This is a genomic window from Nocardioides conyzicola, from assembly GCF_039543825.1.
GTDB lineage: Bacteria > Actinomycetota > Actinomycetes > Propionibacteriales > Nocardioidaceae > Nocardioides > Nocardioides conyzicola.
The window spans coordinates 355,347-374,752 of the sequence record NZ_BAABKM010000004.1 but is presented as its reverse complement, the minus strand read 5'-3'; the positions used below and the strand labels follow the sequence as shown (position 1 = coordinate 374,752).

23 protein-coding genes and 1 tRNA gene are annotated in these 19,406 nt (G+C 70.9%); 20 read left to right on the top strand and 4 right to left on the bottom strand.

The window, feature by feature from the left end:
* The first annotated feature begins 2 nt into the window (after positions 1–2).
* Genes ABEA34_RS21595 through ABEA34_RS21580 form a run of 4 tightly spaced genes read left to right on the top strand, consistent with a single transcriptional unit; the run spans position 3 to position 2,706 of the window.
* Positions 3–332 (top strand): hypothetical protein, encoded by a 330-nt coding sequence (locus tag ABEA34_RS21595; protein WP_425576903.1) that lies wholly within the window; start codon positions 3–5, stop codon positions 330–332.
* A complete protein-coding gene (locus tag ABEA34_RS21590; protein WP_345523744.1) occupies positions 329–1,225 on the top strand; it encodes a segregation and condensation protein A in 897 nt (298 codons plus the stop codon). The genes ABEA34_RS21595 and ABEA34_RS21590 overlap by 4 nt, the downstream gene beginning before the upstream one ends.
* Positions 1,218–1,934 (top strand): SMC-Scp complex subunit ScpB, encoded by a 717-nt coding sequence (scpB, locus tag ABEA34_RS21585; protein WP_345523743.1) that lies wholly within the window; start codon positions 1,218–1,220, stop codon positions 1,932–1,934. The genes ABEA34_RS21590 and scpB overlap by 8 nt, the downstream gene beginning before the upstream one ends.
* Positions 1,935–1,941: 7 nt before the next feature.
* Positions 1,942–2,706, top strand: a complete 765-nt coding sequence (locus ABEA34_RS21580) for a pseudouridine synthase (RefSeq protein ID WP_345523742.1) — start codon at positions 1,942–1,944, stop codon at positions 2,704–2,706.
* On the opposite strand, the gene ABEA34_RS21575 is transcribed toward ABEA34_RS21580, so the two are convergent.
* The gene (locus ABEA34_RS21575) at positions 2,707–3,054 is read right to left on the bottom strand and encodes an STAS domain-containing protein (protein WP_345523741.1); all 348 of its coding nucleotides are present in this window, start codon (positions 3,052–3,054) and stop codon (positions 2,707–2,709) included.
* Between the two features lie 71 nt (positions 3,055–3,125).
* Between ABEA34_RS21575 and ABEA34_RS21570 the strand changes: the two genes are divergently transcribed.
* The 13 genes from ABEA34_RS21570 to ABEA34_RS21510 all read left to right on the top strand — a co-directional run bounded on the left by ABEA34_RS21570 (position 3,126) and on the right by ABEA34_RS21510 (position 14,095).
* Positions 3,126–3,920 carry a helix-turn-helix domain-containing protein gene (locus ABEA34_RS21570; RefSeq protein ID WP_345523740.1) on the top strand — a complete coding sequence of 265 codons (795 nt, stop codon included), beginning with the start codon at positions 3,126–3,128 and terminating at the stop codon, positions 3,918–3,920.
* Between the two features lie 4 nt (positions 3,921–3,924).
* Complete coding sequence (locus ABEA34_RS21565; RefSeq protein WP_345523739.1) at positions 3,925–4,317, top strand: VOC family protein; 393 nt, start codon at positions 3,925–3,927, stop codon at positions 4,315–4,317.
* Between the two features lie 34 nt (positions 4,318–4,351).
* A complete protein-coding gene (locus ABEA34_RS21560; RefSeq protein WP_345523738.1) occupies positions 4,352–5,044 on the top strand; it encodes a response regulator transcription factor in 693 nt (230 codons plus the stop codon).
* A gap of 3 nt (positions 5,045–5,047) precedes the next feature.
* Positions 5,048–6,736, top strand: coding sequence for a sensor histidine kinase (locus tag ABEA34_RS21555; RefSeq protein ID WP_345523737.1), 1,689 nt, complete (start codon positions 5,048–5,050; stop codon positions 6,734–6,736).
* A gap of 65 nt (positions 6,737–6,801) precedes the next feature.
* Positions 6,802–8,004: an alpha/beta hydrolase gene (locus ABEA34_RS21550; RefSeq protein ID WP_345523736.1), complete on the top strand. Its 1,203-nt coding sequence runs from the start codon at positions 6,802–6,804 to the stop codon at positions 8,002–8,004.
* Between the two features lie 64 nt (positions 8,005–8,068).
* The gene (gene aroH / locus ABEA34_RS21545) at positions 8,069–8,485 is read left to right on the top strand and encodes a chorismate mutase (protein ID WP_345523735.1); all 417 of its coding nucleotides are present in this window, start codon (positions 8,069–8,071) and stop codon (positions 8,483–8,485) included.
* A gap of 22 nt (positions 8,486–8,507) precedes the next feature.
* Positions 8,508–9,209 carry a (d)CMP kinase gene (gene cmk, locus ABEA34_RS21540; RefSeq protein WP_345523734.1) on the top strand — a complete coding sequence of 234 codons (702 nt, stop codon included), beginning with the start codon at positions 8,508–8,510 and terminating at the stop codon, positions 9,207–9,209.
* A complete protein-coding gene (locus ABEA34_RS21535; protein WP_345523733.1) occupies positions 9,206–9,961 on the top strand; it encodes a lysophospholipid acyltransferase family protein in 756 nt (251 codons plus the stop codon). Before cmk ends, ABEA34_RS21535 begins: the two co-directional genes overlap by 4 nt.
* Positions 9,958–11,334 carry a ribosome biogenesis GTPase Der gene (gene der, locus ABEA34_RS21530; RefSeq protein ID WP_345523731.1) on the top strand — a complete coding sequence of 459 codons (1,377 nt, stop codon included), beginning with the start codon at positions 9,958–9,960 and terminating at the stop codon, positions 11,332–11,334. Before ABEA34_RS21535 ends, der begins: the two co-directional genes overlap by 4 nt.
* Positions 11,335–11,355: 21 nt before the next feature.
* A complete protein-coding gene (locus ABEA34_RS21525) occupies positions 11,356–12,333 on the top strand; it encodes a hypothetical protein (protein WP_345523730.1) in 978 nt (325 codons plus the stop codon).
* Between the two features lie 38 nt (positions 12,334–12,371).
* Complete coding sequence (locus tag ABEA34_RS21520; protein ID WP_345523729.1) at positions 12,372–12,902, top strand: DinB family protein; 531 nt, start codon at positions 12,372–12,374, stop codon at positions 12,900–12,902.
* Positions 12,903–13,143: 241 nt separating this feature from the next.
* A tRNA-Pro gene (locus ABEA34_RS21515) sits at positions 13,144–13,217 on the top strand.
* Positions 13,218–13,483: 266 nt separating this feature from the next.
* On the top strand, positions 13,484–14,095 hold the full coding sequence (locus ABEA34_RS21510) for a HEPN domain-containing protein (protein ID WP_345523727.1): 612 nt from the start codon (positions 13,484–13,486) through the stop codon (positions 14,093–14,095).
* On the opposite strand, the gene ABEA34_RS21505 is transcribed toward ABEA34_RS21510, so the two are convergent.
* A complete protein-coding gene (locus ABEA34_RS21505; RefSeq protein WP_345523726.1) occupies positions 14,092–14,397 on the bottom strand; it encodes a hypothetical protein in 306 nt (101 codons plus the stop codon). The two genes, ABEA34_RS21510 and ABEA34_RS21505, sit on opposite strands and share 4 nt — an antisense overlap.
* Positions 14,398–14,471: 74 nt before the next feature.
* On the opposite strand from ABEA34_RS21505, the gene ABEA34_RS21500 reads away from it, so the two are divergent.
* Positions 14,472–15,137, top strand: a complete 666-nt coding sequence (locus ABEA34_RS21500; RefSeq protein WP_345523725.1) for a potassium channel family protein — start codon at positions 14,472–14,474, stop codon at positions 15,135–15,137.
* Positions 15,138–15,495: 358 nt separating this feature from the next.
* Positions 15,496–16,566, top strand: coding sequence for a ferritin-like domain-containing protein (locus ABEA34_RS21495; protein WP_345523723.1), 1,071 nt, complete (start codon positions 15,496–15,498; stop codon positions 16,564–16,566).
* 422 nt (positions 16,567–16,988) lie between these two features.
* Here ABEA34_RS21495 and ABEA34_RS21490 read toward each other — a convergent pair whose 3' ends face one another.
* Positions 16,989–17,555 (bottom strand): redoxin domain-containing protein, encoded by a 567-nt coding sequence (locus ABEA34_RS21490; protein ID WP_345523722.1) that lies wholly within the window; start codon positions 17,553–17,555, stop codon positions 16,989–16,991.
* 23 nt (positions 17,556–17,578) lie between these two features.
* Positions 17,579–18,352, bottom strand: a complete 774-nt coding sequence (locus tag ABEA34_RS21485) for an SDR family oxidoreductase (RefSeq protein ID WP_345523721.1) — start codon at positions 18,350–18,352, stop codon at positions 17,579–17,581.
* A 302-nt stretch (positions 18,353–18,654) separates the two neighbouring features.
* Between ABEA34_RS21485 and ABEA34_RS21480 the strand changes: the two genes are divergently transcribed.
* Positions 18,655–19,404, top strand: a complete 750-nt coding sequence (locus ABEA34_RS21480; RefSeq protein ID WP_345523720.1) for an SDR family oxidoreductase — start codon at positions 18,655–18,657, stop codon at positions 19,402–19,404.
* The last annotated feature ends 2 nt before the right edge of the window (positions 19,405–19,406 follow it).

Genomic DNA, 19,406 nt, shown 5'->3' with positions numbered 1-19,406 from the left:
GCCTGCCGTCGGCCGACGACCTGTTCCGCCGTACGGCTGAGGCTGCGGCCGAGACACCGGTCGCGCCGGCGCCGGAGCCAGCGGCGGAGGTCGAGGCCGAGGCCGCGCCCAAGAAGCCCAGCGGTCGCGTGCGGCACGACGAGAAGATGACGGTCTACATGACCTCCGACGAGCTGCTCGACATCGAGCACGCCCGCCTGGGGCTGCGCCGCTCGCACGGGCTGGCCGTGGACCGCGGCCGGCTGGTGCGCGAGGCGGTCGCCATGGTGCTGGCCGACTTCGAGGCCCACGGTGACGACAGCGCCCTGGTCCGACGATTGACCGAGGAATGACGGCCCCGGTCGTCGACCCGGCGGCGGGGGACACCCCGGCCTTCGCCCTGCACCTCGACAACTTCGAGGGCCCGTTCGACCTGCTGCTCAGCCTGATCTCCAAGCACAAGCTCGACATCACCGAGGTCGCGCTCTCGCGGGTCACCGACGAGTTCATCGCGCACATCAAGGTGGGCGGGGCGGTCTGGGACCTCGAGCAGACGACGTCGTTCCTGCTCGTCGCCTCGACCCTCCTCGACCTCAAGGCAGCGCGCTTGCTGCCCTCCGGCGACGTCGAGGACGAGGAGGACCTGGCGCTCCTCGAGGCGCGCGACCTGCTCTTCGCGCGCCTGATGCAGTACCGCGCCTTCAAGCAGGTGGCGTCGGTGCTCGAGGTGCGGCTCGCGGGCGAGTCCAAGCGGCACCCGCGCTCGGTCGGCCTGGAGGAGCGGTACGCCGGGCTGCTGCCGGAGGTGCTGATCGGCATCGGCCTGGAGCAGTTTGCGCAGCTCGCCGCCAAGGCGCTGGAGCCCAAGCCCGTCCTCGAGCTGTCCCTGCACCACATCCACGCCGCCAAGGTCAGCGTGCGCGAGCAGGCCGGCCTGGTGGTCGACCGGCTGCGACGCAACGGCGCCATGACGTTCCGGGCCCTCTGCGGCGACTCGCCGGACCGCCTCACCACCGTGGCGCGGTTCCTCTCGCTGCTCGAGCTCTTCCGTGAGGGCGCGGTCGCGTTCGAGCAGCTCACGCCACTCGGCGAGCTCACCGTACGGTGGACCGGGGACGACGACGCGGACGTCGACGAGCTGATCACCGACGAGTTCGACGGGGCGCCACCCGAGGCGGCCGCCCCGCAGACCGAGAACACCGAAGAAGCCCAGGAAGCACCGCAGGGAGATGACGGCGATGAGTGAGACCGAGGTCGAGACGGCCACGGACGAGCAGACCGAGGAACGGCTCGCCGTACCCCTGACCGCGCTGCGGCCCGCCCTCGAGGCGCTGCTGATGCTGGCGGACGAGCCGATGGAGACGATGGCGCTCGCCACCGCGGTGGGCTACCCGACCGACGAGGTCACCGCGGCGCTCCGGGCCCTCGCCCAGGAGTACGACGAGCAGGGGCGCGGCTTCGACCTGCGCGACGTCGGCGGCGGCTGGCGCTACTACACGCGCGAGGAGTACGCCGCGGTCGTGGAGGGCTACGTCCTCGACGGCCAGCAGGCGCGGCTCACCCAGGCGGCGCTCGAGACGCTGGCGGTGGTGGCCTACAAGCAGCCGGTCTCCCGCGCGCGGGTCTCGGCGATCCGTGGGGTCAGCGTCGACGGCGTGATGCGCACGCTGCTCACCCGCGGCCTGGTCGAGGAGGCGGGGCAGGACCACGAGACCCAGGCGCACCTCTACCGGACCACCACCTACTTCCTGGAGCGGATCGGCATCCAGTCGCTCGACGACCTGCCCGAGCTCGCGCCGTACCTGCCCGACATGGCGGACCTCGAGGACGAGCTGGCGGAGATGGTCGCCCCGGCCCCGACGGCCAGCGAGTCCACCCCCGAGCCCGACCACCCGCACCCGTCGCCGCACAGCGGCGACGGCACCGAACCCGACGGCGGCACCGAACCGACATGAGCCTGCCATGAACGACATCCACAGCTCCGGCCTCGAGATCGACGACGACGGGCTGATCCGGCTCCAGAAGCTGCTCGCCATGTCCAACGTCGCCTCGCGCCGCAAGTGCGAGGAGCTGATGCTGGAGGGGCTGGTCGAGGTCGACGGCGAGGTCGTCACCCGGCTCGGCACCAAGGTGGACCCGCGGACGGCGGTCATCCGGGTCAACGGCAAGCGGCTGCCCCCGGTCTCGGAGAAGGTCTACCTGGCCGTCAACAAGCCGCGCGGCGTGGTGTCCACGATGTCGGACCCCGAGGGGCGGCGTACGTTGCAGGACCTGGTCGCCGACCGGCCCGAGCGGCTCTTCCACGTGGGCCGGCTCGACACGGACACCGCGGGCCTGATCATCCTCACCAACGACGGCGACTTCGCGCAGCGGCTGGCGCACCCGTCGTACGAGGTGGACAAGACCTACGTCGCCGAGGTCGAGGGCGAGATCTACCGCCGTACGCTCAAGCAGCTGGTCGAGGGCGTGACGCTCGACGACGGACCGGTGACGGTCAGCAACGCCCGGATCATCGAGGCCGGCAAGTCGAAGTCGATCGTCGAGCTCGTCATCCACGAGGGGCGCAACCGGATCGTGCGGCGGCTGATGGAGCACATCGGCTACCCGGTACGCCGCCTCACCCGCACCCAGATCGGGCCGGTCGTGCTCAGGGGCCTGCTGTCGGGGGAGATGCGGGACCTCACCCTGGACGAGCTCGGCGAGCTGCTCGACAACACGCAGCTCTAGCTAGAGCGCGTCGTCCAGCGTCGCGCGGAGGTCGAAGACCCGGTCGAGGGCGGTCGCGGTGAAGAGCCGCCGGGCCGCGTCGCCGGGCACGATCACGAGCGAGCCCCGCAGCACCCGCGCCCGCTTGTGGATCCCGATCAGGGCGCCGAGGCCGAGCGAGTCGATGAAGGTGACGGCGGTCAGGTCGACCACGAGGTGGGGCGGCCCGTCGATCTGGAGCGTGGCGACCCGGTCGCGCAGGCGGGGGACGGTGGAGATGTCGATCTCGCCGGCGCAGCGCACGACGCGCGTCTCGCCGACGAGCTCGTCCGTGATGCCCAGCAGCGGCTGGTCGTCGATCGTGGTCACGGTCGTTGTTTACACGCAGTGGCGCCGTTGCGGCTCACCCTTGGGGAGGCTCTCACCGTACGGTTGGTCACATGGCACCGGTGGCGCCCGCGCTCGCGCCGTACGTCGCCTCGCTGACGGCGTACGACGTCGACCTGGGCGCGCCCGGGGTGCACCGGGGCCTGCCGTCGACGACGCTCACCTTCGTGCTGCCGGTGGGGCAGCCGCTCGACGTCGGGTGGCGGGGCGTGCCGGGCAGCAGGGCCGCACGGTGGTCGACGCTGTCGGGGCTGCACGCGCACCCGGCCGAGATCCATCATGACGGCACCCAGGTCGGGGTCCAGCTGGCGCTCACGACCGCGGGCGCCCGGGCGCTCTTCGGCATGCCGGCCGCCGAGCTGGCGGGCGAGATGCTCGAGCTCGCCGACGTCGCGCCGTCACTGCGCGACCTCCCCGAGCGGCTCGCCGAGTGCTCCGCCGCCCAGCGGGTGCGGGTGGTCGAGCGGGCGCTGTCGGCCGAGCTGGCGCGCCACGGGGTCGCGGGCCCGCGGGCCGAGGTCGGACAGGCGCTGGCCCGGCTGACGCGGGGCGACGCTGTCCAGGACGTCGCCGACGACGTCGGCTACTCGCGACGCCACCTGGCCACGCTGGTGCGCCACGAGTGCGGGCTGACGCCGCAGGAGGTACGCCGGCTGGGCCGGTTCGAGCGCTCGCGGGCCGTGCTGGGACGGATGCCGCTGGCCGAGGCGGCCTTCCGGTGCGGGTACGCCGACCAGTCGCACCTGACCCGGGAGTGGGTGGCGCTCGCGGGGTGCCCGCCGACGACGTGGCTGCGCGAGGAGTTCCCCTTCCTTCAAGACCTGGACGGCCCCGAGGCGTCAGGGTGAGGCCATGAGCGAAGCAGCGAACGTCAAGCACTGGCAGACCCTGAGCTTCCGCGACGCCGACGCGATGATCGCGTGGTTGAGCGCGATCGGCTTCACCGAGCACGCGACGTACCGCGACGAGCGCGACCCGAGCGTGGTCGTGCACGCCGAGTGGCTGTGGCCGGGCGGCGGGGGAGTGATGTTCGGCAGCGAGCGGCCCGACGGCGTCGTCAAGAACATCGGCGGCTCCGCGGCGTACCTCGTGATGGACGACCCGGACGCCGTCTTCGACCGGGCCGTCGCCGCCGGCGCGACGGTCGTCCGGGAGATGGTCGACCAGGACTACGGCGGGCGCGGCGGGAGCGTGGAGGATCCCGAGGGCAACCACTGGTCGTTCGGGAGCTACCAGCCATCCTGACAATTCCCTGACACGGGCCGCGTAGGGTCGCCGCGTGGCGCGGATCGTGGTGGCCGAGGACGACCCCAAGCAGGCAGAGCTGATCCGCCGGTACGCCGTCGCCGCGGGCCACGAGGTCACCGTGGTGCCCGACGGCCGGGCCGCCCTGGACGAGGTCGGCCGGCGCCTGCCCGACCTGCTCGTGCTCGACGTGATGATGCCGCGGCTGGACGGTCACGACGTGTGCCGCGTCCTGCGCGGAGCGCCCGAGACCGAGGCGCTGCCCATCCTGATGCTGACCGCCCGGGCGAGCGAGGACGACCTGCTCGACGGCCTCGACCTCGGCGCCGACGACTACCTGACCAAGCCCTACAGCCCACGCGAGCTGATGGCCCGGACGCGCTCGCTGCTGCGTCGGCACCGGCTCGTCTCCCAGGGGGCGGCGCGAGCGGAGGTCACCGCCGGGACCCTGACCATCGCGCCGGCCACCCATCAGGTGTCCTTCCGCGGTGGGCTGGTGGAGTGCACGCCGGGGGAGTTCACGCTGCTCGAGGTGATGGCCGTCGAGCCCGGCCGCGTCTTCAGTCGCGACCAGCTGCTGGCCGAGCTGCACCGGCCGCACGGCGGCGCGGACCACGTCACCCGGCGCACCGTCGACGTCCACGTCGCGAACCTCCGCAAGAAGCTGGAGCCCGGACTCATCCGGACCGTGTACGGCGTCGGCTACGCCTTCAGCACGCCGAGCTGACCGGTGGCCGTCTCGCGGGTGCCGTGGCGCCGCAGCCTGCTCGTCCGGATCGTCGCGGTCGGCGGACTGATCGCGCTGGTCGCCGTCGCCGCGGCCACCTGGGCGACCGTGCGGGCCACGACCGTCGCCGTGCGCGACGCCCAGCAGAGCTCGCTCCACGCCGAGGCACGGATCTACGACGAGCTGGTCGGCTACGCCGCCACCCATCGCGACTGGTCGGGTGCGCGCAGCCTGGTCCGCACGCTGGCTCGCGAGGCGGACCGGCAGGTGACGGTCACCGACGGGTCGGGACGCGTGCTCGTCGACTCCGCGGGAGAGCAGGACCGGCGCTCGCCCGCGCAGGCGCGGGCGACCCTCGACCCCCTGGCCGTGGATCCGGTCCTGCTGGCCGGTGCCGACGCCGTGATCGAACCGGCGCCGGCCGAGACCGGTCCGGTGGCCTGCGGCGCCGGGAGCTGTCGTCGCTGGGTGGTCGACCCCTCGGCGCCGATGGACGACCGGGTCGTGCCCCACGCGCCCGGGCCGACGGACGCGCAGACGGCGGGCATCGCGGCCACGGACCGGTCCCGGAAGTGGCTCGCGCTCGTCGACCAGGTCGACCGGTGCCTCGGGCGCGCGGGGCTGCGGCCGTCGAGTGGCGTGACCGACACCTTCGGCGTGATCGTCACCCAGGCGCGCCGCCACGGCGCGGTGGCCGCCTGCGCCGAGCAGGCGCGCCGCAGCTGGTACGACGGACGCGTGGCGGCGCCCGCGCTGCTGTTCGTCAGTGGGGAGGCCGGGTCGGCCGAGGTCTTCTGGGACTTCTCCCGCGACAGCCAGCAGCGCATCGTGGTGCTGGCCGGCGGGGTGGTGCTGGTGGTGCTGGCCCTCTGCCTGGTGTTCGGCGGCAGCCTGGTCCGACCGCTGCGTCGGATGGCGGTGGCCGCCCACCGGGCCGGCGACGGCGACCTGGACGCACGGGTGCCGCACCGGCGCAGCGACGAGATCGGTGAGGTCGCCCGCGCGTTCAACCAGATGGCCGACCGCCGGCAACAGCTCGAGGAGGCCCGCCGCCGGATGGTCAGCGACGTCTCGCACGAGCTGCGCACCCCGCTGGCCAACGTCCGCGGCTGGCTCGAGGCGGTGCAGGACGGCCTGGCCGAGCCCGACGAGCGGCTGGTGGCGAGCCTGCACGAGGAGACGCTGCACCTGCAGCGGCTGGTCGACGACCTGCACGACCTCAGCCTCGGCGACGCGGGGGAGCTGCGCCTCGAGCCGGTCGACATCGGCCTCGTCGCGTTCCTCGAGCAGGTGGCGGACGGCTTCCGGGGCGCGGCCGGGTCGGCGAGCGTCGCCGTACGCGTGGAGGCGGAGCCGGACGCGACCGTGCGCGCCGACCCCGTGCGGATGCGGCAGGCGGTGGGCAACCTGGTGGCGAACGCGGTCCGGCACACCCCACCCGGCGGCGTGGTCACCCTGCGGGGACGGACCGGCGTCATCGAGGTCGCCGACACGGGCGCGGGCATCCCGGCCGAGGAGCTGCCCCACGTGTTCGACCGGTTCCGGAGAGCCGACGCCGCGCGCAGCCGGACGACGGGTGGCAGTGGTCTGGGGCTGGCGATCGTGCGCCAGATCGTCGAGGCGCACGGCGGGCTCATCACCCTCGACAGCGAGGTCGGTGCCGGGACGACGGCGCGGATAGCCCTCCCGTGACAGCCCTGCCCGGAACCTGACGTCGCGCTGACGAGTTCCTGACAATCCCCGACCAGGATCGGCGCATGAGAAGAATGCTGCTCGCCGTCGCGCTCATCCTCGGACTCCTGGCCGCCGCTCCACCGCCGACCGGTGCCGCGGCGCCGGACCGGTCCCGCGGACAGCAGGTCCGCGTCTTCGACTACGACCTCGGGGACAGCGCCTACCACGTCGCCAAGTTCCACGGGTTCGACAAGCACGGGATGCCGACGAAGAGCCTGGCCCCCCTCGAGCTGATCGGCCGCGTCTACGCCCCCGCGCACAGCGCCGGGCGGCGGCTGCCCATGGTGGTGATGGCGCACGGCCTCTTCTGGAGCTGCGCCGACGACGCCACCGGCAGGACGACCGGCGACTGGCCCTGCCGGGGTCGGCTGGAGGGCATCCACAGCGAGCGCGGCTACGACTACCTCGGACGGACGCTGGCGGCCCGCGGCATGGTCGTGGTCTCGATCAGCGCCAACGGCGTCAACGCCGGGGAGCTGGGTGAGATCGCCGACCGGGCCCGTGCCGCGCTGGTCTACCAGCACCTGCGGATGTGGCGCGCGCTCGTCGAGCGCGGCACCGGCCCGTTGGCCGGCGCGTTCACGGACGCGCGCACCGGCCGCCCGGCCGCCCCCGGCTTCCGGCGCGCGATCGACCTGCAGGACGTCGGACTCCTGGGTCACTCCCGCGGCGGCCGCGGCGTGATGTGGGCGGCGGCGGACAAGCACCGCGACCTGGTCCCGGACGGCGTCCGGTTCACCGCGGTCTTCGGCCTGGCAGCTGCCGGACCGCCGTTCATGGACAAGCGCGCCCGCCGGGTCAAGGTGTCCCGCATCCCGGTGATGACGTGGATCGGCGGCTGCGACGCCACCGGCGACGACTCCTACAACCAGCTCGCGCAGCGCGGCGGCGACCCGGTGAACATCGCGATCACCGTGCACGGCGCCAACCACAACAACCTCAACTCGCGGTGGTCGGCGCACAGCGGGCTGCCGGGCGGCGAGGACGACGCCGCGCACCCGGTCGGCCGCCCCGGGCGCTGCTACGACGGTTTCGACGACTCCGAGCTCCAGAAGACTCTTGGCTACCGCGCGGAGCAGCGCGTCGCGTCGATCTACATCAACGCGTTCTTCGCCCGCTACCTCCAGGGTGACCGGCGCTACGACGACGTCCTCGCCGGTGATCGCAAGCCGGCCCGGAAGCTCACCCAGGTCGACGTCAGGCACTACCGGCCGGCGCGACCCTGACCGGGTGCGTCTCGTCGGACACCGTCGTCGGACCCGCCGTACCCGTCCCCGATAGCCTTGCCCCGTGGCAGTCAGGGCAGTGCGAGGAGCGACCCAGCTCGACGACGACGTGCGCGACCACATGCTGGAGCGCGTCGCCGAGATGGTCGTCGACGTCATGGAGTCCAACGGGCTCGAGGTCGACGACTTCATCTCGGTGATCTTCACCGCGACGTCCGACCTGGTCTCAGAGTTCCCGGCGTACGCCGCCCGGCGCCTGGGGTTCGGGGAGGTGCCGCTGATCTGCGCGCGCGAGCTCGAGATCGCCGGCTCGATGCCGCGGGTGGTGCGGATGATGGCGCACGTCGAGACCGACCTGCCGCGATCCGACATCACCCACGTCTACCTGCACGGTGCCGCGGCCCTGCGCCGCGACCTGACGCGGGTGCGGGCGGTCCCCGACGAAGCCTCCGCGGGTCGCTCGAATCCCGTGGAGGGCTGACGCACCGGTAGGCTGCGGCCCCGTGAACAGCTCTGCGCACGCGCTCGCCCCCGGCCTCGTCGTCGCCGTCGACGGCACCTCCGGCTCGGGCAAGTCGAGCACGTCGCGCGGGGTGGCCGACCGGCTCGGGCTGCGCTACCTCGACACCGGCGCGATGTTCCGCGCGATGACCTGGTGGTTGCTGCGTGCCGGGGTCGACATCCACGACCCGGCGGCGGTGGCCGCGCGCTGTGCCGAGCCCGCGATCGTGTCCGGCACCGACCCCCTCGCGCCGACGATCACCGTCGACGGTGAGGACGTGGCCGTCGCGATCCGCAGCGACGAGGTCAACGCCGCGGTCTCCCCGGTCAGCGCGGTCCCCGAGGTGCGCGCGCGGCTGCTCGAGCTCCAGCGCTCCGTGATCGTGGACGAGACCGCCCGCGGCGGCATCGTCGTCGAGGGCCGCGACATCGGCTCGGTCGTCTGGCCCGAGGCGCCCGTCAAGCTCTACATCAGCGCCGACCCGGCCGCCCGGGCCGCCCGCCGTGCCGCCGAGGAGGGTGGCGCCGACCTCGCGGCCACCCAGGAGTCGCTGCTCGCCCGCGACAAGATCGACTCCGGCCGGGCGACGGCCCCCCTCACCATGGCCGACGGCGCCGTGCACATCGACACGACGCCGTACACGCTCGACGAGGTCATCGGCCTGGTCGTCGCGCTCGTCGAGGACGTGGGGGCGAGCCGGTGACCGACCCCCACCTCGAACGGCCCCGCAGCGACCGCGTCAGGAGCTCCCCCCGCTACCTGCTCTACCCGCTCCGTCCGGTCGCGCGGTGGTTGCTGCAGCGCCGGTACGACGTCCGGGTGCACGGCGCTGCCGCGGTGCCGACCACCGGTCCCGTGATCTTCGCCTCCAACCACGTCGGCGTCATCGACGGGCCGCTGCTGGCGATCTTCGCGCCGCGGCCGGTGCACGTGCTGACCAAGATGGAGATGTTCCGCGGGTTGCTGGGCTGGTTCCTCTGGCGCTCGGGCCAGGTCCCGCTGGACCGGTTCCACCCCGACCCCCGTGCGGTGAAGATCTGCGTGCGCGCCCTGCGTCAGGGGCGCACCGTCGGGATCTACCCCGAGGGCAGCCGCGGCGCCGGCGACCTCGAGCGGTTCCACCGGGGGGCGGCCTACCTGGCCCTCGTGTCGGGAGCGCCCGTCGTACCCGTGACCATGTTCGGCAGCCGGGAGCCCGGCGGCACCAGCGGCTCGCTGCCGAAGGGCGGTGGGGTCATCGACATGGTGTTCGGCGAGCCCTACGAGGTCGACGCCACGCCGTGGCCCCGCTCCCGGGAACAAGTCGAGAAGTCGTCGTTGTTGCTACGGGAGCACATGCTGGTCCAATTGGACCGGGCGCGCGCGTCGACCGGCCGGGAGCTCCCGGGTCCGCTGCCGCCTACTGACGTCGACACCGACCCCGACACCGGGGTCACCGAGCAAGGAGCATCATGACCGAGCACGACCCTGCCGCCCCCCAGGATTCCGTGGAGGGTGCGGCCGAGGACAACGGGCCCGTCCCGATCCTCGCCGTCGTCGGTCGCCCCAACGTCGGCAAGTCCACCCTCGTCAACCGGATCATCGGGCGGCGCGAGGCGGTCGTCGAGGACGTCCCGGGCGTCACCCGGGACCGGGTCTCGTACGACGCCAACTGGAGCGGACGCGCCTTCACCGTCGTCGACACCGGCGGCTGGGACCCGGACGCGAAGGGCCTCGCCGGCTCGATCCGGGCGCAGGCGGAGATCGCCGTACGCCTGGCCGACGCCGTGCTCTTCGTCGTCGACGCCACCGTCGGGATCACCGACCACGACGAAGCGGTCGTCAAGATCCTCCGCGCGTCCGGCAAGCCGGTGGTCCTCGCCGCCAACAAGGTCGACGACCAGCGCACCGAGGCCGAGACCTACGGCCTGTGGAACCTCGGGCTCGGCGAGCCCTTCCCAGTGTCCGCGCTGCACGGTCGCGGCTCGGGCGACATGCTCGACGCGATCCTCGCCGCGCTGCCCGAGCCGCCGCCCGAGCGGATCGGCGAGTACGGCGGGCCGCGCCGCATCGCGATCGTCGGCAAGCCCAACGTCGGCAAGTCCTCCCTGCTCAACATGCTGGCCGGTGAGGACCGGGTGGTCGTCGACAACGTCGCCGGCACCACCGTCGACCCCGTGGACGAGCTGATCGAGCTCGGGGGCGAGGTCTGGCGCTTCATCGACACCGCCGGTCTGCGCAAGCGGGTCAAGGAGGCGTCCGGCCACGAGTACTACGCGTCGCTGCGCACCTCGACCGCGATCGACCGGGCCGAGGTCGCCGTCCTCGTGCTCGACGCCGAGGAGCCGATCTCCGAGCAGGACGTCCGCATCCTCCAGACGGTCCGCGAGGCGGGCCGGGCCCTGGTCATCGCGTTCAACAAGTGGGACCTCGTCGACGAGGAGCGCCGCTACTACCTGGAGCGCGAGATCGAGCGCGAGCTCGTGCAGGTGCAGTGGGCGCCGCGGATCAACTTCACGGCCCGGACCGGCTGGCACGTGGACCGGCTGGTGCCGGCGCTGCAGAAGGCCATCGCCGGCTGGGAGACCCGGATCTCCACCGGCACCCTCAACGGCTTCCTGGGCCGCCTCGTGGCCGAGCACCCGCACCCGGTGCGCAGCGGCAAGCAGCCCAAGGTCCTCTTCGGCACCCAGGCCTCGACGGCACCGCCGACCTTCGTCCTCTTCACGAGCGGCAAGCTCGACGCCGGGTACGAGCGGTTCATCGAGCGTCGCCTGCGCGAGGAGTTCGGCTTCGCCGGCACCCCGATCGTGCTGCAGCAGCGGCCGCGCGAGAAGCGCAAGCGCTGAGATCGGGTTAGCGTCAGCGTCGTGCGCAGACTCGTGACGCTGACGTTGACCCTCGCCCTGGCGGTGTCGATCACCGGGGCGACGAGCGGTACGGCGTACGCCCAACGGCCGGCGGCCGAGCGTGCGGTGGGTGGCTGCTCGGTGTTCCCGGCGGACAACTGGTGGCACGCGGACGTCAGTGGCCTGCCCGTGCACGCCCGCAGCCGGCGGTGGCTCTCGCACATGTCGACCGACCGCGACCTGCACCCCGACTTCGGGCCGTCGTACGGCGACGGACCCGACTACGGCATCCCGATCACCGTGGTGAAGCCGTCCCACAAGCGTGTGAAGGTCCGCTTCGACTACGCGGACGAGAGCGACCGCGTCGGCTACCCGCTGGGCGCGGACACCAAGGTCGAGGGCGGCCGTGGGTCCGGCGGCGACATGCACACCGTCGTCGTGGACCGCGGCAGGTGCAAGCTCTACGAGACCTGGTACACGCAGGTGCGCCGGGGACGGTGGACGGCCGGCTCCGGGGCTGTCTGGTCACTGACGTCCAACAGGCTGCGCCGGGACGGCTGGACCTCGGCCGACGCCGCGGGGCTGCCGATCCTGCCGGGCCTGCTGCGCTGGTCCGAGGTGAAGGCCGGGCGGGTGGACCACGCGATCCGGTTCACGACCGACGTCACCAGCAAGCACCACCTGTGGCCCGCGCGGCACGACGCCGGCTCCCGGTCCAGCCTGGCCTACCCGCCGATGGGGGCGCGCTTCCGGCTGAAGGCGGGCTACTCGACCCGCGGGCTCTCACGCAACGCCGTCACGGTGGTCAAGGCGATGAAGACCTACGGGCTCGTGCTGGCCGACAACGGGTCGCCCTGGTTCTTCCAGGGGGAGCAGAACGCGCACTGGCCGGCGCGGCTGATCGAGGAGCTCAAGGGCATCCCTGCGTCGGCGTTCGTCGCCGTCGACACGTCGTCGCTGAAGGTGTCGGCGAGCTCGGCCCAAGTTCGTTCGGATTGAGGACAGAACCTGACCTGAGTGGTTTCTAGAGTCGTGGCATGACCACCGAACGCGACGACATCCTCGACCTCCTCCACAAGCACCGTGACCTGTTCCGCTACACGGTCCAGGGCCTCTCCGACGAGCAGGCCGCCACCACGCCCACCGCGAGCGCGCTCTGCCTCGGCGGCCTGGTTAAGCACGTGACCGCCGTCGAGAAGAACTGGGCCGACTTCGTCGTCGAGGGCGCCGCCTCGCAGCCCGACGTCGACTGGGCGACCATCGACTGGTCGAACCCGCCGGCCTTCGTCCTCGAGCACCAGAACGGCTTCCGGATGACCGAGGGGGAGACGTTGGCGGGCCTGCTCACGGCGTACGACGAGGTCGCCGAGGCGACCGATGCCCTCCTCGGCAACCCGGACCTCGACCTGGACCTGCGCCAGCCGCTCCCGGTGGCGCCGTGGTTCGAGCCCGGCGGCGCCTGGTCGGCGCGGCGGGTGTTCCTCCACATCGTCGCGGAGACGGCCCAGCACGCCGGTCACGCGGACATCATCCGCGAGACCATCGACGGCCAGAAGTCGATGGGCTGAGCCTGGGTCGTGTGCCTGAGGCCGGTCCCTGGACCGTGCTCAGGCACACGACCCGTCCGGCCGGCCTCGTTGAGCTTGTTCGTGACCGCCGGGCTCAGGTCGACTGCTTGGATCGTGCCGTTCTCGATCTGGGCACTGGTGATCAGCTGGGCGCCTACCGCGCGAGCCACCCGATGTCGGCCGAACGCCCGGGCTGCGGTAGTGTTCACGCCGGTTCGCCGCTCACGAGGCGGCGACCGTTCGGGCTGTAGCGCAGCTTGGTAGCGCACTTGACTGGGGGTCAAGGGGTCGCAGGTTCAAATCCTGTCAGCCCGACCGAAGGACATGCAGGTGAGGGGCCGTTCCGAAGGAATTCAGGCGGCCCCACACCCGCCTTCTGAGCCCGGTGACAGCACTCTTGACAGCAGTCGCGCGTTGGATCACCGTCAAGGCGACTCGCATCAACCGTAGGCGAGAAATCGAACCCCCCGACCGATTGACACCACCTTGATCTTCGGGTGAGGGCGCAATGCCGTTCGCACAGTCGGGTGGCGGTGCAGCAGGGGGTCCACGACAGGCCATAGACGTCTACGCTGCCGACCGTGCAAGCACTCACGGGGCTAGAACGCGCGTTGTCGCGAGTTCAGAGGTTGATCGACGCGCACGGCACCCTCCATGGCGGGGGCCGGGGTCGGCCCCAGCAGCAGGCGGCTGACGTTCTTCGGGGGGCGGTCGTGTTGGGGGTGGCCGCCCTTGACGCCTTCGTTATGGACGTCTTCATCGAAGCCATTCCGCCGTTGGTCAAGCAGGGGCGCCTAGGTAACGAGGCGCACACCCTCGTCGACTCCAAGGGTCTGCTGCATGCAGTCGGGGCGGCCGACCCGCCCGGTGAACTTGCACGTCTGGCCTCCCTCCAATACGCCCGCACAACATTCCAGCGCAGCAGTGCCATCGAATCGCATCTCCGCCGCTTCTTGGGATTTACGCCTGACTGGACGCAAGTCGCAAGCCGACTCAAGTCGGCCTCGGCGGACGACGCGAAGAAGCAACTCGATGGCTTTGTAGAGCGTCGCAATCAGATCGCTCACGCTGGAGATGTGCCACCCGGCACGACTAAGGCGAGCGCGATCAGCCGTCCCTACGTCGAGCGCTGTTTGCGCACCGTCAAGGTCACTGCCGAGGTCATAGATTCTGGGCTGGACGCCTACATCTAGACAGTTCTGACGAATATCCCGTGCGGGCGGCTGGCCCACTCGCCTGTGCGCGCGTCAGCGCTTACAGCAACTCGTCGAGCAGTCGCGCTACATCGCCATCTTGAAAACTTGAACGCTGGGTCAGCGAGGTAGGCCGCCCGTGCCGAGTCCGCCGCTTGCTTGATGACGTCGGGCGCCGCGCTGACGTCGCGCAGCGCGGCCATGGTGTCGGCGTGGGTCGACTTGTTGTTGAGGTGGTAGCGGGCGCGTCCGTCGAGCTGAGCGATCTGGATGCCCCGGGTGACGTTGCTGCGGGAGGCCATGACGATGACGTTAGAGCGGAGCGCCGACAGCGAGCGGAAGTGCAGGTGGCGGCTAGTCCCGTAGCGTGCTGGACGTGCCCCAGACGATGAGCCGCGTGGAACGCTGGGAGAAGCAGAGCGAGGTGCCGCTGCTGCTGCTGCTGGCGACCGCGTTCCTCGTCGCCTACGCGTGGCCCGTGCTCGACCCTCGGCTGGAGCCCGACCTCAAGACCAGCCTCATCATCGGATCGCGGGCGATCTGGGTCGCGTTCGCCATCGACTTCGTCATCCGGCTCTACCTCGCCGACCGGCGCGGCCACTACGCGCTGCACCACTGGTACGACGTCGTCCTGATCTCCGCGCCGATGCTGCGCCCGTTGCGGCTGCTGCGGCTACTCGCGTTCGCCAGGATTCTGAACCGGTCAGCGGTTGGTGGGCTCGCTGGCCGGGTGTCCATCTACGTCGCTGGGGTCGCGCTGATGTCCGTGGGCCTCGGCGCGCTCGCGGCGCTCGACGCAGAACGCGACGCGCCGGGCGCGAACATCACGACCGCTGGTGACGCTCTGTGGTGGGCAGTGTCGACCGTGTTCACGGTGGGCTACGGCGACACCTACCCGGTCACCACTCAAGGTCGATTCGTCGCGGTTGCGCTCATGATCGTCGGCATCGCCGTTGTCAGTTCGGTCACGGCCGTGATAGCGACGTGGCTCATCGAGAACGTGCAGCGCGAAGCAGGGGAAGACAGCCGGACCGATCAGTAGGCCGCGCCGCCAGGCCCAAGATCACCCGGGAAACGGCAGCGAGTCAATGCCACCGGGACACGTGGCGACGTCGTCACCGTCGATGCTCAGGGCTGCCGACCATGAGCCGATGGTCAGCATCGACGAGCTGGCCGAGTACCTCGACAAGCCGGTGCGCACGATCTACGACTGGCGGCTCTCGGGGCCGAGCTCCGTAGGGTGCGTGCCGTTTTGCTCGGGAGGCTGGAAACGACCGGAGGGCAGGGATCGTGGATCACGAACCTGGCTTGGGCGAAGATGCCGACGTCGCCGGTTGTCACACTTCCGCAGTTGTTCGGGTCAGCAGCGTGACAGATGTTGACTACGGATCGGGGCCGCCATGGACGAGACCACCTCTAACGACACCAGGGAGTTCGCGGACGAACGTCTGATCGTTTCCCGCGATGACCTACGTACTCACCTGCAGTGGGCGATCGAGCTCGAGCACGCCACCCTGCCGCCGTACCTGTGCGCCCTGTACTCGCTCGACCCCGCACGCAACCCGCAAGCGGTCGAGGTGGTGCAGAGCGTGTTCGTGGAGGAGATGCTGCACCTCACGTTGGCCGCGAACCTTCTCAACGCGATCGGCGGTAGCCCTGTCCTCGACGCGCCGCACCTCCTGCCCGGATACCCGCGGACGCTCCCGCACGGCGCCCCCGCGCTCACGGTGGAGCTGCAGCCGTTCGGACCAGAGGCCCTCGAGGGGTTCCTGCGAATCGAGCATCCATCACCACCGCGAGCCGCACGAGAGGCGGATAGGTACGAGACGATCGGGCAGTTCTACAGCGCGATCGAAGCGGGTCTGCGCTACCTGTGCGACGCCCTGGGTGAGGAGAAGCTGTTCACCGGCGACCCCTCGCGACAGGTCGGATCGACCTATCCCTACGGAGGATCGGGCAAGGTCGTTGCCGTCACCGACCTCGACACAGCGATCGAGGCTCTCCGCGAGATCGTCGAGCAGGGCGAGGGGACTTCCCACACCGAGGTCTGGGATGGGGACCACCAGATGTTTCACGCCGACCGCAACGAGGTCGCGCACTACTACCGCTTCGAGGAGCTCAAGCTCGGCCGTCAGTACCAGGCCGGTGACACCCGCGAGTCCGGACCGACCGGCAAGCCGGTGGACGTGGACTGGCAGGCCGTGCACCCGATGCGTCCCAACCAGCGGATCGGGGACCCGGGGTCACCCGAAGAGGTGCGGCAGGCCCAACAGCGGTTCAACGACGCCTACTGCACCCTGCTGTGGATGCTGGAGCAGACCTTCAACGGGGAACCCTCGACGCTCGGCCCAGCGACGGGTGCGATGTTCGGACTGAGGGCTCAAGCGCAGGCCCTGCTGCAGATGCCGGTGGGCGATGGACTCACCGCCGGGCCTACGTTCGAGTACGTCGCTCCTCAAGACCGGTCGTAGGAGCTTCTCCCGCAGCTCCCGCCAGCCGCTCAGAGCAAGCGCGACGCAGACGGGAACAAGTTCTCGATCATCGACGTCGTTCACGGGGCCGGTAGGCAGTGCCTACCGGCCCCGGTTTCTGCTCCCCGGCTTGGCGGATGCGGGGCTCATGCCGCGAGTGCGATGGTTCCCGGCATGGGTGCGGGTGTGCAATCGCAGGTGGCGCTGCACGGCAGGTAGCTGTGCAGTGCGTGGCCACAGGCTGTGCACGCGAGATCGTGTGACAGGTGAGTCTGAGCGCTCTCCGGGATGTCCCACATGACGTCCTCCTCCTCTCCGGTTCCGCGGTCCCAGCAGGTCGCCGAAGGGAACGCGCCGTCATCGACACGCCGCGACCCCGACGAGCCCCCGGGTCACGCCGACGGGGTTCGATCGTCGCCGTGTCAGCTGCCCCAGCCGTAGAAGGACCGGCGGTCGCCGGCCTCCCACTGCTCACGCAGGCCGGGTGTGGTCAGGTCCCAGTCCGGGCGGATCTCCCGGGTGACATCGCGCAGGTCGTGCCAGAGGTCGGTCGTCGACGGGCGACCCCAGAACCAATAGCCGTTGTAGACGGAGTGGACGATGAGGCCGGGCTTCAGCACGAGGGTGTGGGGGATCATCGGGTCGTCCGCCATGTCGGTGTACTCCTGGATCCCGAGGTCCTTCTGCACGGTCCGGTGCGGGTCCGAGAGGAACGGCCACTGGGCGCCGACCGCGTCGTGGAACTCCTGGGTGCCGCGAGGCTTGTCAGGGGTGATGGTGGCGACCCTCGTGTACGCGACCGCGATCTTCGAGTAGAAGGCTGCCAGGTCCAAGTGCTGCTGGTGCTCCTTGGGGCAGTACGCGCCTCGAGCCAGCGTCAGGATCATCGGATCGCCGCCCTGGATCTCGCTCAACCGTCGGGGGGCACCCGTGTGGTCGGACAGCTCGTAGTCGGGGAACACGCCGCCGGGCGTGAGTGCTGGGTGCATGGCTTCGCTCCGTTCGTGGGTTGTCAGGCAGGTGTGTCGACTCGCGGCCGGAAGTGCTCCGTCCGCCAGTCCTCGAAGGTGGTCGTCGTCGTACGCCAGCTGGGCAGCAGCACCTCGGAGCCTGGCTCGAACCGGGCGCCCAGGTAGAAGGCGTCGTGGTCCGGCGTGACCGGTCGCGGGTCCCCGGCCGCCTGGAGCACTTGGCGTGCCAGCGCGTCGAGGAAGTGGACCGTGGGGCCGGCGAGCTCGAAGGCGCCGTTCAGTGGCGCGCCGAGAGCGAGGTGGACGATCTCTGCCGCGACCTCGTCGGCTGATACCGGCTGGACCCGTAGCGGCGGCAGGCGCACGAGATGCGTGGTCGCGACGTGGTCGATCAACCGCGGCACGAACTCGTGCAGCATCGTGGTCCGCAGCAGCGTGTGCGGAGTGGGCGCAGCATCGAGCAGCCGCTCCTGTGCGCTCTTGCCACGGAAGAACTCGCTGTCGATGCCGTGCGCGCCGATCAACGAGACCCCGACGTGATGCTGGATCCCGGCCGCCTGCTCGGCGAAGAGGATGTTGCGCGTACAGGTCTCGAAGAAGTCGTGGGACTGCTCGTAGTCGTACGCCGGCCTGTTCATGCTGGTCGCGTCGACCACGACCTCGGCGCCGACGAACAGCTCGGCAAGCCCCTGCCCGCTGTAGGCATCGATCCCGGTCCTGAGCGAGCCCACGGCGACCTCGGCCCCGTGGTCCCTGAGCCGGTTCACGACGCGGGACCCGATCAGCCCGGTCCCGCCCACCACGACGACGCGCATGCTGACTTCCTCTCCGTACGCCGTTGACGCATCGCTCGACCGAGCACGCAGCCGCCGTGTGACGTCGTCACAGCAACCACGGCCGTCCGGTCGGCTGGGTGGCGGAGCGAGGGTCGAGTCGCAGGTAAGGACGGGACTCACCGGGTTTCACCGGGGCGATCGGCGATCGCCATGCCGGAAGCAGAGAGCGACTGGACCCGCTCGTCACCCTGGCCCGCCGAACCTGCTCTCCCGACTTGTCACAGCGAGACCCCCTCGCCGGTCGGAGAGACAGCAGTCTCCAACCCAGAGAGGTGTCACCCATGAAGGTCGTCGTCATCGGCGGAACGGGCCTGATCGGCTCCAAGGTCGTCGAGAAGCTCAATGCCCACGGACACGACGCCGCACCGGCTTCGCCCCAGACCGGTTGCAACACGATCACCAACGAGGGCGTCGACGACGCGGTGGCCGGTGCGGGCGTCATCATCGATGTCTCGAACTCGCCGTCGTTCGCCGACGACGACGTGATGAGCTTCTTCACGACCGCCACGACCAACCTCATCGCAGCCGCGAAGAAGGCGGGCGTGGGGCACTACGTCGCGCTGTCGGTGGTCGGCTGTGACCGCCTGCCGGACAGTGGCTACCTGCGTGCCAAGGTGGCGCAGGAGAAGCTGATCGCGGACTCGGGCCTCGAGTACTGCATCGTGCGCGCCACGCAGTTCTTCGAGTTCGGCAAGTCGATCGCGGACGGAGCGACCGTCGACGGCAAGGTCCACCTCCCACCGGTGCACTACCAGCCGATCGCGTCCGACGACGTGGCGACCGCGGTGGCGCGTACGGCGGTCGGCGATCCGGTCAACGGCGTCATCGAGACCGGGGGACCCGAGCCGGTACGGATGGACGAGTTCATCGCCGCCGGCTTGAAGCGGGTGGGCGATCCCCGCGAGGTCGTGTCGGACCCCCACGCGACGTACTTCGGCACCGAGCTCACGGACGAGAGCCTCGTGCCCGGTCCCGGCGCCCAGCTCGGCACCACGACGTACGCCGACTGGGTCGCGGCGAACGCCCGCTGATC

Bases quoted from the DNA above. Each gene is read 5' to 3' on its own strand.
- der (WP_345523731.1), top strand. From the start codon at position 9,958: ATGACCGAGCACGACCCTGCCGCCCCCCAGGATTCCGTGGAGGGTGCG.
- ABEA34_RS21570 (WP_345523740.1), top strand. From the start codon at position 3,126: ATGGCACCGGTGGCGCCCGCGCTCGCGCCGTACGTCGCCTCGCTGACG.
- ABEA34_RS21505 (WP_345523726.1), bottom strand. From the start codon at position 14,397: ATGGCCTCCCGCAGCAACGTCACCCGGGGCATCCAGATCGCTCAGCTC.
- ABEA34_RS21480 (WP_345523720.1), top strand. From the start codon at position 18,655: ATGAAGGTCGTCGTCATCGGCGGAACGGGCCTGATCGGCTCCAAGGTC.
- ABEA34_RS21485 (WP_345523721.1), bottom strand. From the start codon at position 18,352: ATGCGCGTCGTCGTGGTGGGCGGGACCGGGCTGATCGGGTCCCGCGTC.
- ABEA34_RS21550 (WP_345523736.1), top strand. From the start codon at position 6,802: ATGAGAAGAATGCTGCTCGCCGTCGCGCTCATCCTCGGACTCCTGGCC.
- ABEA34_RS21495 (WP_345523723.1), top strand. From the start codon at position 15,496: ATGGACGAGACCACCTCTAACGACACCAGGGAGTTCGCGGACGAACGT.
- ABEA34_RS21520 (WP_345523729.1), top strand. From the start codon at position 12,372: ATGACCACCGAACGCGACGACATCCTCGACCTCCTCCACAAGCACCGT.
- ABEA34_RS21590 (WP_345523744.1), top strand. From the start codon at position 329: ATGACGGCCCCGGTCGTCGACCCGGCGGCGGGGGACACCCCGGCCTTC.
- ABEA34_RS21565 (WP_345523739.1), top strand. From the start codon at position 3,925: ATGAGCGAAGCAGCGAACGTCAAGCACTGGCAGACCCTGAGCTTCCGC.
- ABEA34_RS21580 (WP_345523742.1), top strand. From the start codon at position 1,942: ATGAACGACATCCACAGCTCCGGCCTCGAGATCGACGACGACGGGCTG.
- ABEA34_RS21490 (WP_345523722.1), bottom strand. From the start codon at position 17,555: ATGCACCCAGCACTCACGCCCGGCGGCGTGTTCCCCGACTACGAGCTG.
- scpB (WP_345523743.1), top strand. From the start codon at position 1,218: ATGAGTGAGACCGAGGTCGAGACGGCCACGGACGAGCAGACCGAGGAA.